General features: G+C 69.2%; 14 protein-coding genes. 9 read left to right on the top strand and 5 right to left on the bottom strand.

Annotated elements, in window-relative coordinates; all coding sequences use genetic code 11:
* Position 1: 1 nt before the first annotated feature.
* Both EXE58_RS01840 and EXE58_RS01835 read right to left on the bottom strand, forming a co-directional pair.
* Positions 2-1,213, bottom strand: a complete 1,212-nt coding sequence (locus tag EXE58_RS01840; protein ID WP_135266309.1) for an acetyl-CoA C-acetyltransferase — start codon at positions 1,211-1,213, stop codon at positions 2-4.
* Between the two features lie 39 nt (positions 1,214-1,252).
* Positions 1,253-1,846 (bottom strand): TetR/AcrR family transcriptional regulator, encoded by a 594-nt coding sequence (locus EXE58_RS01835; protein ID WP_167288620.1) that lies wholly within the window; start codon positions 1,844-1,846, stop codon positions 1,253-1,255.
* A 112-nt stretch (positions 1,847-1,958) separates the two neighbouring features.
* Here EXE58_RS01835 and EXE58_RS01830 point away from each other — a divergent pair, with 112 nt between their 5' ends.
* Together EXE58_RS01830 and EXE58_RS01825 are read left to right on the top strand one after the other, a co-directional pair.
* Positions 1,959-2,141, top strand: coding sequence for a hypothetical protein (locus EXE58_RS01830; RefSeq protein ID WP_135266307.1), 183 nt, complete (start codon positions 1,959-1,961; stop codon positions 2,139-2,141).
* A gap of 45 nt (positions 2,142-2,186) precedes the next feature.
* Positions 2,187-3,029 carry an acyl-CoA thioesterase gene (locus tag EXE58_RS01825; RefSeq protein WP_135266306.1) on the top strand — a complete coding sequence of 281 codons (843 nt, stop codon included), beginning with the start codon at positions 2,187-2,189 and terminating at the stop codon, positions 3,027-3,029.
* 18 nt (positions 3,030-3,047) lie between these two features.
* Here EXE58_RS01825 and EXE58_RS01820 read toward each other — a convergent pair whose 3' ends face one another.
* Both EXE58_RS01820 and EXE58_RS01815 read right to left on the bottom strand, forming a co-directional pair.
* Complete coding sequence (locus tag EXE58_RS01820) at positions 3,048-3,422, bottom strand: globin (RefSeq protein WP_135266305.1); 375 nt, start codon at positions 3,420-3,422, stop codon at positions 3,048-3,050.
* A gap of 24 nt (positions 3,423-3,446) precedes the next feature.
* Positions 3,447-4,481, bottom strand: a complete 1,035-nt coding sequence (locus tag EXE58_RS01815; protein WP_135266304.1) for a mechanosensitive ion channel family protein — start codon at positions 4,479-4,481, stop codon at positions 3,447-3,449.
* Positions 4,482-4,564: 83 nt separating this feature from the next.
* On the opposite strand from EXE58_RS01815, the gene EXE58_RS19375 reads away from it, so the two are divergent.
* Both EXE58_RS19375 and EXE58_RS01810 read left to right on the top strand, forming a co-directional pair.
* Positions 4,565-4,945 (top strand): hypothetical protein, encoded by a 381-nt coding sequence (locus tag EXE58_RS19375; protein WP_167288618.1) that lies wholly within the window; start codon positions 4,565-4,567, stop codon positions 4,943-4,945.
* The gene (locus EXE58_RS01810) at positions 4,932-5,294 is read left to right on the top strand and encodes a DUF5130 family protein (RefSeq protein WP_167288615.1); all 363 of its coding nucleotides are present in this window, start codon (positions 4,932-4,934) and stop codon (positions 5,292-5,294) included. Before EXE58_RS19375 ends, EXE58_RS01810 begins: the two co-directional genes overlap by 14 nt.
* A gap of 28 nt (positions 5,295-5,322) precedes the next feature.
* Here EXE58_RS01810 and pepN read toward each other — a convergent pair whose 3' ends face one another.
* Entirely contained in the window at positions 5,323-7,890 is a 2,568-nt protein-coding gene (pepN, locus tag EXE58_RS01805; RefSeq protein ID WP_135266302.1) for an aminopeptidase N, read from the bottom strand.
* A gap of 148 nt (positions 7,891-8,038) precedes the next feature.
* Here pepN and EXE58_RS01800 point away from each other — a divergent pair, with 148 nt between their 5' ends.
* From EXE58_RS01800 to EXE58_RS01780, 5 genes are all read left to right on the top strand, one after another.
* Entirely contained in the window at positions 8,039-8,641 is a 603-nt protein-coding gene (locus EXE58_RS01800) for a hypothetical protein (RefSeq protein ID WP_135266301.1), read from the top strand.
* 180 nt (positions 8,642-8,821) lie between these two features.
* Positions 8,822-9,439 carry a hypothetical protein gene (locus EXE58_RS01795; RefSeq protein ID WP_135266300.1) on the top strand — a complete coding sequence of 206 codons (618 nt, stop codon included), beginning with the start codon at positions 8,822-8,824 and terminating at the stop codon, positions 9,437-9,439.
* A gap of 116 nt (positions 9,440-9,555) precedes the next feature.
* Positions 9,556-10,167, top strand: a complete 612-nt coding sequence (locus EXE58_RS01790; RefSeq protein WP_244242377.1) for a mycothiol-dependent nitroreductase Rv2466c family protein — start codon at positions 9,556-9,558, stop codon at positions 10,165-10,167.
* Positions 10,168-10,186: 19 nt separating this feature from the next.
* Complete coding sequence (gene metG / locus EXE58_RS01785) at positions 10,187-12,004, top strand: methionine--tRNA ligase (protein ID WP_135266298.1); 1,818 nt, start codon at positions 10,187-10,189, stop codon at positions 12,002-12,004.
* 4 nt (positions 12,005-12,008) lie between these two features.
* On the top strand, positions 12,009-12,482 hold the full coding sequence (locus EXE58_RS01780; protein ID WP_135266297.1) for a hemerythrin domain-containing protein: 474 nt from the start codon (positions 12,009-12,011) through the stop codon (positions 12,480-12,482).
* Positions 12,483-12,501 lie beyond the last annotated feature (19 nt).

Raw genomic sequence — 12,501 nt, 5'->3', positions numbered from 1 at the left:
ATCACACCCGCTCGAGGATCATCGCCATGCCCTGTCCGCCGCCGACGCACATGGTGATCAGGCCGGTGGACTTGTCGTGCCAGTCGAGGCTGTTGAGCATGGTGGCCTGGAGACGGGCACCCGTCATCCCGAACGGGTGGCCGACGGCGATGGCGCCGCCGTTGACGTTGAGGCGGTCGATGTCGATGCCGAGGTCCTGGTAGGACGGCACGACCTGCGCCGCGAACGCCTCGTTGATCTCGACCAGGTCGATGTCGCCGATGCTCATGCCGGCGAAGCGCAGGGCGTTCTGGGTCGCCTCGACCGGGCCCAGGCCCATGATCTCGGGGGAGAGGGCGGAGACGCCGGTGGAGACGATGCGGGCGAGCGGGGTGAGGCCCAGCTCCTTGGCCTTGGTGTCGGACATGACGACGACGGCGGCAGCGCCGTCGTTGAGCGCGCAGCAGTTGCCGGCGGTGACGACCCCGTCGGGACGGAAGACCGGCTTCAGCTCGGCGAGAGCGTCGTAGGTCACCCCGGCACGGGGCCCGTCGTCAGCGCTCACGACCGTGCCGTCGGGCGTAGTGACGGGGGTGATCTCGCGGGCCCAGAAGCCGTCGTTGATGGCCTTCTCGGCGAGGTTCTGGGAGCGGGCGCCGAACTCGTCGAGCTCCTGGCGGCCCAGGCCGCGCAGGCGGGCGACGTTCTCGGCCGTCTGACCCATGGAGATGTAGATGTCCGGGAGGTTGCCGTCCTCGCGGGGGTCGTGCCAGTCCTGGCCGCCCTGGGCCAGCTCGTCGGTGCGCTGCTCCGCCTCGGCGAACAGCGGGTTGCGGGTGTCGGGGAGGTGGTCAGAGGTCCCCTTGGCGAAGCGGGAGACCGTCTCGACGCCGGCGGAGATGAAGACGTCGCCCTCCCCGGCCTTGATGGCGTGGAAGGCCATGCGGGTGGACTGCACCGAGGAGGAGCAGTAGCGCGTGATGGTCGTGCCGGGGATCTCGTGACCGAGGAGCGTCGTGACGACGCGCGCCATGTTGTTGCCGGACTCGCCGCCGGGGAGGCCGCAGCCGAGGATCAGGTCCTCGACGGTGGCGGGGTCGAGGGCCGGGACCTTGTCCAGGGCCGCCTGCACGGCGAGAACCGTCAGGTCGTCGGGGCGGAAGTCCTTCAGCGACCCCTTGTTGGCGCGGCCGATGGGGGTGCGCGCAGCGGAAACGATCACGGCCTCGGGCATGAGGGCTCCTCGACGGGTTGGTGAGTGTCGCCAGTCACCCTAACGCGCCTCGTCGAGGGGGCTGAGCAGCTGGTCCACGCTCTCGCGCACGAAGCCCTGGCGTCGCTCGGGATGCTTGAGGAGGGCTGCCACGAGCACCCCGTCGAGGGCCGCCACCAGGGTCTCGGCGGAGGGGGCGGGGGCGACGCCCGGTGGCTCGGTACGTCGAGCCGCCAGGACGCGGTCGACGGCGGCGACCAGATCGCCCCGCCAGACCAGGAACCGACTGGCGAGCTCCTCGTCCCTGGTTGCGGCCACGGTGAGCTCCAGCCGCGCCCGCAGGAGGTCGGGATCCTCGAGCCAGGAGTCGAACAGGCGCGCCGTGGCGGAGACCACTCGGCCGCTGTCAGGGCCTCCCGCGGTGAGCTGGTCGCTCAGCTCCCGGACGTCGCCCGCCAGCTGTCGGGCGACGAAGTCGGCGAGAGCACCTCGCAGGGAGTCGCTGCTGCGGAAGTAGGCGGAGGTGCTGCCCTCGGCCAGGCCGGCCTCCCGGTCGACAGCTCGGTGGGTGAGCCCCCGCAGGCCAGCGCGTGCGAGCACCGAGGTGGCCGCCTCGAGGATCTCGCGGCGCCGCGGCGTCAGGTCATCGCTCACGGCGCGCTCCGGGGTGACGGAGGACACGGTACGAAACCGGCCAAGGCGATCGAAGGCACATGATCGGAGCGTATTCTTCTACATACGTAGAAACCTCTAGAAGGGACTGATCATGGAGATGATCGACACCACCGCCCTGAACGTGCTGCTCGGCTTCCAAGCCCTGGCTGCCCTGGTCGGCCTCCTCCTCGTCGCCGTCGTCCTCGCCAAGGTGCTCCCCGTCACCCGTCGCGAGCGCCTGGCCCGCCGGGAGTCCATCCCCACCTACTACGGCCGCCTGCACTTCACGGCCTGACCGTCCCCACGGCTCGTCGCCGGCACCGTCTGAGACCATCGGGCCGTGCGTCACGTCTACGAGTGCCCGGTGCGATGGGCCGACCTCGACCTCCTCGGGCACGTCAACAACGTGACCTACGTCGACTACCTCCAGGAGGCGCGGGTCGACCTGTTCCGCACCCACGCCCCTGACGCCCGGGCGGACGACCTCGCCGAGGGCGTCGTGGTCGTACGGCACGAGGTCACCTACGTCTCGTCGCTCACCTTCCGGTTCGAGCCGGTCCTGGTGGAGTGCTGGGTGACCGAGATCCGCAGGGCGAGCTTCACGATGGCCTACGAGATCTACGACGAGGACGAGGCCGGCGAGCGGACGGTCTACCTGCGGGCCCGTACCGTCCTGACGCCCTTCGTCTTCGCGCACGAGCGACCTCGTCGGCTGCGCCCGGACGAGGTGTCGGCCCTCGAGAACCTCCTGGAGCCCGACGAGCCGGTCCGCTCCGCGACGTGGAGCGAGCCCGTCGAGATCGACGGCGGCGACTATCCAGTCCACGTCCGCTTCTCCGACGTGGACGTCTACGGCCACGTCAACAACGTGAAGTACTTCGAGTACTTCCAGGAGGCCCGCATCCGGCTCCTGACCGCACTCGGCCGGGAGGACGGTTCGGGCGGCATGCACCTCGTGGTCGCGCAGACCGACGTCGACTACAAGGTCCCCATCCTGTTCCGCGCGCAGCCCTACCTCTGCCGGACATGGGTCTCCCACGTCGGTCGGACCTCGGCCGTCTTCGAATCGGTGATGTACGACGACGACCGGGTGCTCGCCCGCGCCAGGGTCGTGCTCGTGTGCATCGACACCGCGACCGGTCGACCCACCCGCGTGCCGGACCAGTTCCGCCTGGACGCCTGACCCTTCCGGCCCCGAGGGCTACTCGGCCGTGTTGACCATGAACTGTGCGGCGTGCGTGACGTAGTCCCAGAAGCGGGCGTCCTGCTCCGGAGTGAGCTCCACGGAGTCGAGGCCCTCACGGAAGTGGACCAGCCACCGCTGCGCGGAAGCGGGGGTGACGGCGAACGGAGCGTGCCTCATGCGCAGCCGTGGATGGCCGCGGGTGTCTGAGTAGGTGGTGGGGCCACCCCAGTACTGGATCAGGAAGAGGGCGAACCGATCCTCAGCCGGAGCCAGGTCGGCCTCGGGGTACATCGGGCGCAGCACCTCGTCCTCGGCCACGCCGGCGTAGAAACGGTGCACGATCGCGCGGATCGTCTCCTCGCCGCCGATCTCGTCGTAGAAGGTGCTCACGCGCCCATTGTGCAAGGGGCCGGGTCAGGCCTCCTCGCCGGTCTGCTCGGCGACGGCGGCCGCGGGCGTGGTCACGATGCGCGTCGGGTGTGGGATGGAGATCTCCTCGTGGTCGAAGCGTGCCTTGATCCGCTCGCGCAGGGCGCGCGCCACGGCCCACTGCTCCATCGGAGCGGTCTTGAGCGTGACGCGCACGACGACCCCCTCGTAGGCCAGGGACTCCACGCCCCACACCTCGGGCTCCTCGATCACCAGGCCCTCGAACTCGGGGTCCTCCCACACGGAGTGGGCCACCTCCTCGAGGACGCGTCGTACGTGCACGAGGTCCTCGCCGTAGTCCACCGTCACGTCCAGCACGGTGCGCGCCCAGTTCTGGCTCATGTTGCCGACGCGGATGATCTCGCCGTTGCGGACGTACCACACGGTGCCGTTGACGTCGCGCAGCCGTGTCACGCGCAGGCTGACCGCCTCGACGGTCCCGGACGCCTCACCCAGGTCGACCACGTCGCCCACGCCGTACTGGTCCTCGAAGATCATGAAGATGCCGGAGAGGAAGTCCTTGACCAGGCTCTGGGCGCCGAAGCCGAGCGCCACCCCGAGGATGCCCGCGCTCGCGAGGATCGGCCCGATGTCGGCGCCGACCTCGCTGAGCATCATGGTGACGACGACCGCGAAGACGACTCCCGAGATGATGCTCTTGAGCAGCGACCCCATGGTCTGGGCCCGCTGGATGCGCCGGGTGGCACCGGCCGTCTCGGTGCGGGAGATGCGCTCCCCGACCTTCCCGCCCAGCACCACTCGACCGAGGCGGTCGGGCAGCACGCCGACCTCTGCACGGCGGACCAGGCGGTCGATGAGCCGGTGGAGGAGCCAGCGGCCGACCAGGCCGAGCAGGAGCAGCCCGATCAGGACGAGGGGGGTGCCGACGAGCCAGTCCACCAGTCGCGCGGTCGAACGGTCGTCGGTCAGGTCGTAGGCCCACCGGCAGAACAGCTCGTCCTCACCACAGGGGGTGCTCAGCGACAGGTCGGCCAGGGGAGTCGAGGCCAGGGAGGGCATGGCGGCCAGTATGGCGAACGGTGACCACGAACCAAGGACGGCCCGTCGCCCGCTCCGCAGCACGAGGGCGATATCGTGGGCCCGTGACCACGCACGACACGTCTTCGACCGTCTTCCGCCGCACCCGCCGCGCCCTCACGGCGCTCGGCGTGCCGAGCCTCGCCGTCGCGTCCGTCGTCATGGCGCCCACGGTCGCTCGGGCGGACGTGCCCGAGGGGTGGAGCGACCCCGACCCCGTCGACAAGCTCGACGCGCTGCTGCTCCTGGCCGGCGGACCGCTCCTGCTGTTCGTGCTGATCTGCCTGGCCGTCTTCCTTCCTGCCATGATCCGTGGTGAGCGGCTGCTGCCCGACCACAGCCGCCCGGACGCCCAGTGGCTCGGTGGGCCGCACCAGGGAGCTGCCGAGCTCCCCGCCCCGGACGACGCGAAGTCCCAGGCGGGTGGAGCAAGTGGCAGTTGGTGAGGTCCTCACCGACGGCGACCGGGCGGCTCTAGACAGGGCCATCCGGCGTGCCGAGCAGCTGAGCCGCTTCGAGTTCTCCGTCTACGTCGGGCCGGTGGAGGGCGACTCCCCGCGAACGTTCGCGACCCGGCTCCACAACCGGCTGGTGGCGCCGGCGCGCAGCGTGCTGATCCTGGTCGACCCGCAGCGGCGGGTCACCGAGGTCGTGACCGGGCGAGAGGTGCGGACCCTCCTGACGGACGCGGAGGTGGAGCTCGCGGTGCTGGACATGCAGGGCGAGTTCGCGACCGGCGACCTCGCCGCAGGCCTGGCCCGCGGCATCTCGCTGCTGGCCCAGCACGCCCGCTGACCACCGCCAGCGGGCGTCCCGGCGACTCTCAGGCGTCGCCCGCCCCGGCGTCGCACTCCTGTGCCGCCAGTGCCCGCAGGATCTCAGCTCGCGCCTCCTCGACGTAGCGCACGGCACCCTTGGGTGCCGAGGTGCTCGCCAGCCACTCGTCGATCCTCGCCACGGCGGCCTCGGAGCCCAACGGGCGCGGGAAGCCGTACTCGAGCACGGTCGAGCCCTTGTGGAAGCCGAGGGTGTCGATCGCGGTCTCGGCAGCCTCGAGGAACTTGTCCAGGTAGGGCTCGAGGACGTCCTCCTGACCGGCGCGGAAGATGGAGAGCACCATCTCGCGAGCGGTCTCGTTGGGGGTCGCCGGGTCCAGGATCGCGGCCCACCCGGCGGACTTCGCCTCGGCGGTGGGCTGGGCCACCCGTGCCGCGGCTGCCCGCTCCTGGCCGCTGATCGTCTTGTCGCGCTCGAGCTCGGCGTCGATGTCTTGGTCGGTCAGACGACCCGCGCGTGCCAGGGCCACGATGAGGTTCCACCGCAGGTCCTGGTCGACGGCGAGGCCCTCGATCTGGACGGACCCGTCGAGGACCGCGGCGACCTCGCTGACGGCCTCCTGCGAGGTCGCGGCCGCCGCGTAGGCCTGCGCGAACGTGAGCTGGTGGTCGCTCCCGGGCTCGGCCGCCATCAACAGCTCGCGCAGGCCCGCCTCCCAGCGAGCCTTGAGCGCGTCGCGGGAGGCCGGGTCGGAGTAGTAGTTGACGGCGAGCGCCGTGGACGCCGGGATGCGCGTGACGCCCCAGGAGTCGGTCTCCTGGCCGATGTTGGCGAGGACGAGGTCGACCCACTCGCGCGCGGGCATCTCGCCGTCACGCGTCATGTCCCAGGTGGACCCCCAGACGAGCGCACGCGCCAGCGAGTCGTCGAGCTGGGAGAGACCCTCGATGGCGGTCGCGCGTGAGCGGTCGTCGAGCCGGATCTTGGCGAAGGCGTGGTCCTCGTCGTTGAGGAGCAGGAGTGCGGGCTGCTCGATCCCGACCAGTGCGGGGACCTCGGTGCTCGCACCCTCGACGTCCACCTCGAGGTAGTCACGCCGCACGAGACGCCCGTCCACGTCGTCGTACAGCCCGATGCCGAGGCGGTGGCGACGCAGCGTGGGCCACTGCGGGTGGGCGCCCTGCTGGACCGTGAACGAGGAGTACCTGCCGTCGCTGTCGAGGTCGAACGAGGGGGTCAGCGTGTTGACGCCCGCCGTCTGCAGCCACTCGTGCGCCCACCCCTGGAGCTCTCGGCCCGAGGACTTCTCCAGGGCCGCGAGGAGGTCCTTGAACTCGGGGTTGGAGTACTCGAAGTCCTTGAAGTACTGGCGCAGGCCGGCGAGGAACGGGTCCAGGCCCACCCACGCGACGAGCTGCTTGAGCACCGAGGCGCCCTTGGCGTAGGTGATCATGTCGAAGTTGACCTCGACCGCGTGCAGGTCGACGTTGTCGGCCGCGATCGGGTGAGTGGAGGGCAGCTGGTCGGCGCGGTAGCCGGTCTGCTTGCGGGCGTTGGCGAAGCCGGTCCAGGCGTCGGTGAAGTCGGTCGCCTCGGCCTCGCACCAGTAGCAGGCCCACTCGGCGAAGGACTCGTTGAGCCACAGGTCGTCCCACCACCTCATGGTCACGAGGTTGCCGAACCACATGTGAGCCATCTCGTGGGTGATCACGGAGGTGCGGAACTCGAAGAAGGAACGCGGCTGCCTGCTGCGGGGGAGGTACTCGTCGCGGAAGGTCACGCAGCCGGCGTTCTCCATCGCGCCCATGTTGTACTCCGGCACGAAGAGCTGGTCGTACTTGCCGAAGGGGTAGGGGTAGTCGAACTCGCGCTCGAAGAACTCGAAGCTCTGCTTGGTCGTGCGCGCGAGGTCGTCGGTGTCCATGTGCTCCTTGAGCGACTGGCGGCAGTAGAACCCGAGCGGGATGTCGCCGTGCTTGCCGGAGTAGGTGTCGAACTCGGCGTGGTACTCACCGGCGACGATCGCGGTGATGTAGGTGGACATCCGCTTGGTCTGGGGGAACCGCCAGATCGACGTTCCGGGGCCGACCTCCTCGGGCTCCGGCGTCGCGGCGTTGGAGACGACCGCCCAGCTCGACGGGGCGACGACGTTGAAGGTGAAGACCGACTTGAGGTCGGGCTGCTCGAAGGTCGTGAAGACCCGGCGTGCGTCCGGCACCTCGAACTGGCTGTAGAGGTAGACGCGGTCGTCGGCAGGGTCGACGAAGCGGTGGAGGCCTTCGCCGGTGTTGGTGTAGCGGCAGTCGGCCCGCACCACGAGCGTGTTGACGGCCTGGAGGTCGTCGAGCGCGATCCTGCTGTCGGCGTAGGCGGTGGCGGGATCGAGGCTGCGCCCGTTGAGGGTGATCTCGTGCACCGTCGCGTCGACCAGGTCTGCGAAGGTGGAGGAGCCCGGCTCCCTGCACGTGAACTCGAGGGTCGTCGTCGAGCCGAAGGTGTCGGTCGAACCGGATCCTGAGCCGTCGGTGAGGTCGAGGTCGATGGTGTACGACGTGACGTCCAGGAGGGCGGCGCGGGTGGCGGCCTCGTCCCGGGTGAGGTTGGTTCCAGGCATGTGGAGCATCCAACCACTGGACGTGTCCTGCTTCACAACACGGGCCACTAGCAGATTTTGTAACTGAACGTCACACAATCGTTGACACAGTGGCTCGGATCACGGCAGTTTGTCTCCAACAATTCCGTTTGTCTCCGGGAGGGACGACATGTCTAACACTCGCAATCTGGTGCGCGGTCTCGCGACCGTCACCGCTGGCCTTGCCCTGGCGATTCCGTTCGCGGCATCTCCGGCTCAGGCCGAGCCCATCAGCTTCAACGTCGACGCGACGGCCACGTTCAAGACCGCCAAGACGACCGTGGCGCTGCCCACCGGCACGCTCAACGCCGACGTCAACAGGGCCACCGGCAAGCTCACCGGCAACCTCACGCTGCCCAACGCGTCCAAGCGGATCAGCTTCAGCAGCATCCCGCTCGCCGACGTGACGGTGGCCTTCCACCAGGCCGCTCCCGTCACGGGCACCTTCGACACCGTCGCGGGCAAGGCCAGCACCAAGGCCTCGTTCAACGTCCAGGTCGTGGGGATCCGCCCGGCGTTCGCACCCCAGCTCAACCTGGTCAAGGGCGCCTGCACGACCAAGGCGCCCACGACGGTGAGCCTGTCCGGGCCCATCAACCTCGGTGGCGTCAGCTCGTTCAGCGGCGGCTTCGACCTCGCGGACTTCGCCAACTGCGGCAACAAGCTGGTCGACAAGGCCATCAGCGCCGCGCTCTCCGGATCCGGCAACACCATGACGGCCCAGCTCAGCTGATCGTCCCAGCATGACCCGACTGCGGGGTGCCCCGGCTCACCCCGGGCACCCCGCAGTTCGCATCGAACATGACCTCTTGGTCAAATCTTGTAACTGATCGTCACACAATCGTTGACACCGGTCCCACTCGGGCGGCACCGTGTCCTTCGACACATCAACTTGTCCGGGAGGGACACCCATATGTCACACACTCGCAAGCTGGTTCGCAGCCTCGCGACCGTCACCGCTGGTCTGGCGCTGACGGCCCCGTTCGCTGCTGCGCCCGCGCAGGCCGACCCGATCATTCCCATGGAGTGGGACGTCGAGGCCACCACCACGATCAAGAAGCTCAACAAGGAGGTCCACCTCTCGCCCGGCACGCTGTCGGCCGAGCTGGACCTCGCCACCGGTCAGCTGACCGGTCACCTCGACATCCCGCAGACGACCACGCGCCTCGACATCGGCAGCCTGCCGCTGGCCGACGTCACCATCGAGATGCACGAGACCGCTCCGGTCACCGGCACGCTCAACTACACGACGGGCTTCGCAGACACCACGGCCACGTTCAACGTGCAGATCAAGGCGATCCGCCCGACCTTCCTGCCCTTCGTCAACCTGGTGAGCGGCTCCTGCACGACCGTGACGCCTGCCACGGCGCACATGGCCGGCAACATCAACCTGGGTGGCGTCACCAACTTCAACACCACCTACACCCTGCCCAAGTTCGCCAACTGCGGGCTGCTGACCACCTCGGTCATCAACCTCGCGATGTCGGGCACGGGCAACGGCCTCAACGTGGACCTCCACGAGCCCAGCTGATCCACGCACCATCGGTCCACAGGGCGGTCCCGGCACCTCGCCGGGGCCGCCCTGCGGCGTGTCCCGGGCATGAGTGAGGAGCCCTGCCCGGATGGGGCATGACTAGATTGGTCGCCATGAGCACCAAGGCCGACTTCTGGTTCGATCCCCTCTGTCCCTTCGCCTGGATCACCTCGCGCTGGATCCTCGAGGTCGAGCAGCAGCGCGACATCGAGGTCACCTGGCACGTCATGTCGCTGGCCTACCTCAACAAGGACCGTGACATCCCCGAGGACTACCGCACGCTCCTGGAGCCGGCCTGGGGCCCGGTGCGCGTCCTGGTCAAGGCGGAGCAGGAGCACGGCAACGAGGTGCTGCTCCCGCTCTACACCGCGATGGGCAACCGGATCCACCCCGGGGGCCGCTCGCTCGGTGAGGAGGCCCGCGCCATCGTCGCGGAGGCCCTCGAGGAGGCGGGACTGCCCGCCCACCTGGTCGAGGCGATGGACGATGCGTCCCTCGACGAGGCCGTCGCGCGCAGCCACCACGCCGGGATGGACGCCGTCGGTGACGACGTGGGCACCCCGACCATCCACATCGAGGGCGCCGCCTTCTTCGGTCCGGTCCTCTCCAAGATCCCCCGCGGCCAGGATGCCCTGGACCTCTGGGACGGCGCCGTCGCCGTGGCGAAGTTCCCCTACTTCTACGAGCTCAAGCGCTCGCGGACCGGAGAGCTCGACTTCTCCTGAGGCTCACTAGGATCGCGGCATGACACGAGTCCTCTCCGCAGTCGCCTGGCCCTATGCCAACGGGCCGCGCCACATCGGCCACGTGGCCGGTTTCGGCGTTCCCTCCGACGTCTTCAGTCGCTACATGCGGATGGCCGGTCACGACGTGCTGATGGTGAGCGGGTCCGACGAGCACGGCACGCCGATCCTGGTGCTCGCGGACAAGGCGGGCGTGACCGCCAAGGAGTTCGTCAACACCAACCACGAGGTCATCGCGCGCGAGCTGGCCGACCTCGGGTGTTCTTACGACCTCTACACCCGGACCACCACCGGCAACCACTACGGCGTGGTGCAGGCACTCTTCCGCCAGTGCCGGGCGAACGGCTACTTCGTCAGTCGCGCCCAGAAGGTCGCACTGGAGCCTGCCACCGGCCGCACCCTGCCCGACCGCTACATCGAGGGCACCTGCCCGATCTGCAAGTACGCCGAGGCGCGCGGCGACCAGTGCGACAACTGCGGCAACCAGCTCGACCCGGTCGACCTCATCGACCCCCGGTCCAAGGTCACCGGCGCCACCCCGGAGTTCGTGGAGACCGAGCACTGGTTCCTCGACCTTCCTGCCCTTGCCGACGCGCTGAAGGTATGGCTCGACGACCGAGAGGCCCAGGGAGAGTGGAGGCCGAACGTCATCAGGTTCTCCCAGAACATCCTCAAGGAGATCCGGCCGCGGGCGATGACCCGCGACATCGACTGGGGTATCCCCGTCCCGGGCTGGGAGGACCAGCCGACCAAGCGGTTCTACGTCTGGTTCGACGCCGTGATCGGCTACCTGTCCGCGTCCATCGAGTGGGCCCGGCGGCAGGCGGAGACGACCGGCGCCAGCCCTGACCGGTGGCGCGAGTGGTGGAACGACCCCGAGGCGCTGTCCTACTACTTCATGGGCAAGGACAACATCGTCTTCCACTCCCAGATCTGGCCGGCCGAGCTGTTGGCGTACAACGGGTCGGGTGCCAAGGGTGGCGAGCCCGGTGACTACGGCGTGCTGAACCTGCCGACCGAGGTCGTCTCCAGCGAGTTCCTGACGATGGGCGACCAGCAGTTCTCCTCCTCCCGCGGGCACGTCCTCTACGTCCGCGACGTGCTGGAGCGCTACGGGCCCGACCCGTTGCGCTACTTCATCTGTGCCGCGGGTCCCGAGACCTCCGACGCCGCGTTCACGTGGGCCGACTTCGTCACGCGCAACAACTCCGAGCTGGTGGCGGGCTGGGGCAACCTCGTCAACCGGACCGCGACGATGATCGCGAAGAGCTTCGGCGAGATCCCTCCGTGCGGCGCCCTCGAACCGATCGACGAGGGGGTCCTCTCGACCGTCCGCGACGGCTTCCGCACGGTCGGGGACCTCCTCGGGCGACACCGCCTGCGCGCCGCGGTGGCGGAGGCGATGCGGATCGTGGGCGAGGTCAACCGCTACGTCACGGCGACGGAGCCCTACAAGATGAAGGACGAGTCCCAGCGTGAACGGCTCGCGACCGTCCTGCACGTGGCGGCCCAGTGCGTGAGCGACTGCAACACCCTGCTCGCGCCGTTCCTGCCGCACGCCGCCAACAAGGTCCATGCCGTGCTCGGCGGCGAGGGGCAGCTGCAGCCCATGCCGCACATCGAGCAGGTCGAGGAGCTCGATCCCGACAACGGTGCCGGTCTCACGTCCTACCCCGTCATCACGGGCGACTACAGCGCGACGCCCCGCTGGGAGTCACGGCCGCTCGTCGTCGGCACGCCGGTCGCCAGGCCGACGCCGGTCTTCACCAAGCTCGACCCCGCCGTCGTGGAGGAGGAGCTCGCCCGGGTGGCAGGGTGAGGGCATGTGCCACTACTGCGGCTGCCGACAGATCCCGCTGATCCGGGACTACATCGCCGAGCACGACCTCGTGGTCGACCTCGGCGGTCGGGCCGTCCGGGCGCTGGGCCACGGGCAGATCGAGGAGGCCACCGGTCTGGTCGCCCGGATGCGCGAGGAGCTTCGCAAGCACTGGCAGGGCGAGGAGAACGGCGTCTTCACGGTCATGGCTGCCCAGGACCCGATGTACGCCGACTACGTGGCGCCGCTGGTCAGCGAGCACCGCGAGCTGGAGCAGTTCCTCGCGACGATCGACCTGGACAGCGAGGAGCACCGGGTCCGCCTCCAGAGGGAGATGGACGACCTCGCCGAGCACATCACGCGCGAGGAGGACGGCCTCTTCCCCGCGACGCTGGTGTCCTTGTCCGGACCGGAGTGGGACCTCGCGATGGCGGCATGGCACGAGGCGCACCCGGGGGAGTCGCTCATCGCCGACTGATCCTCGCGGAGGTCCGCGG

Source organism: Nocardioides seonyuensis (assembly GCF_004683965.1).
In the GTDB taxonomy this organism is placed as follows: Bacteria; Actinomycetota; Actinomycetes; order Propionibacteriales; family Nocardioidaceae; genus Nocardioides; species Nocardioides seonyuensis.
This window is presented reverse-complemented; position numbering and strand designations above follow the sequence as displayed.

Bases quoted from the DNA above. Each gene is read 5' to 3' on its own strand.
- EXE58_RS01800 (WP_135266301.1), top strand. From the start codon at position 8,039: ATGTCTAACACTCGCAATCTGGTGCGCGGTCTCGCGACCGTCACCGCT.
- EXE58_RS01840 (WP_135266309.1), bottom strand. From the start codon at position 1,213: ATGCCCGAGGCCGTGATCGTTTCCGCTGCGCGCACCCCCATCGGCCGC.
- EXE58_RS01795 (WP_135266300.1), top strand. From the start codon at position 8,822: ATGTCACACACTCGCAAGCTGGTTCGCAGCCTCGCGACCGTCACCGCT.
- EXE58_RS01830 (WP_135266307.1), top strand. From the start codon at position 1,959: ATGGAGATGATCGACACCACCGCCCTGAACGTGCTGCTCGGCTTCCAA.
- EXE58_RS01790 (WP_244242377.1), top strand. From the start codon at position 9,556: ATGAGCACCAAGGCCGACTTCTGGTTCGATCCCCTCTGTCCCTTCGCC.
- pepN (WP_135266302.1), bottom strand. From the start codon at position 7,890: ATGCCTGGAACCAACCTCACCCGGGACGAGGCCGCCACCCGCGCCGCC.
- metG (WP_135266298.1), top strand. From the start codon at position 10,187: ATGACACGAGTCCTCTCCGCAGTCGCCTGGCCCTATGCCAACGGGCCG.
- EXE58_RS01780 (WP_135266297.1), top strand. From the start codon at position 12,009: ATGTGCCACTACTGCGGCTGCCGACAGATCCCGCTGATCCGGGACTAC.
- EXE58_RS01815 (WP_135266304.1), bottom strand. From the start codon at position 4,481: ATGCCCTCCCTGGCCTCGACTCCCCTGGCCGACCTGTCGCTGAGCACC.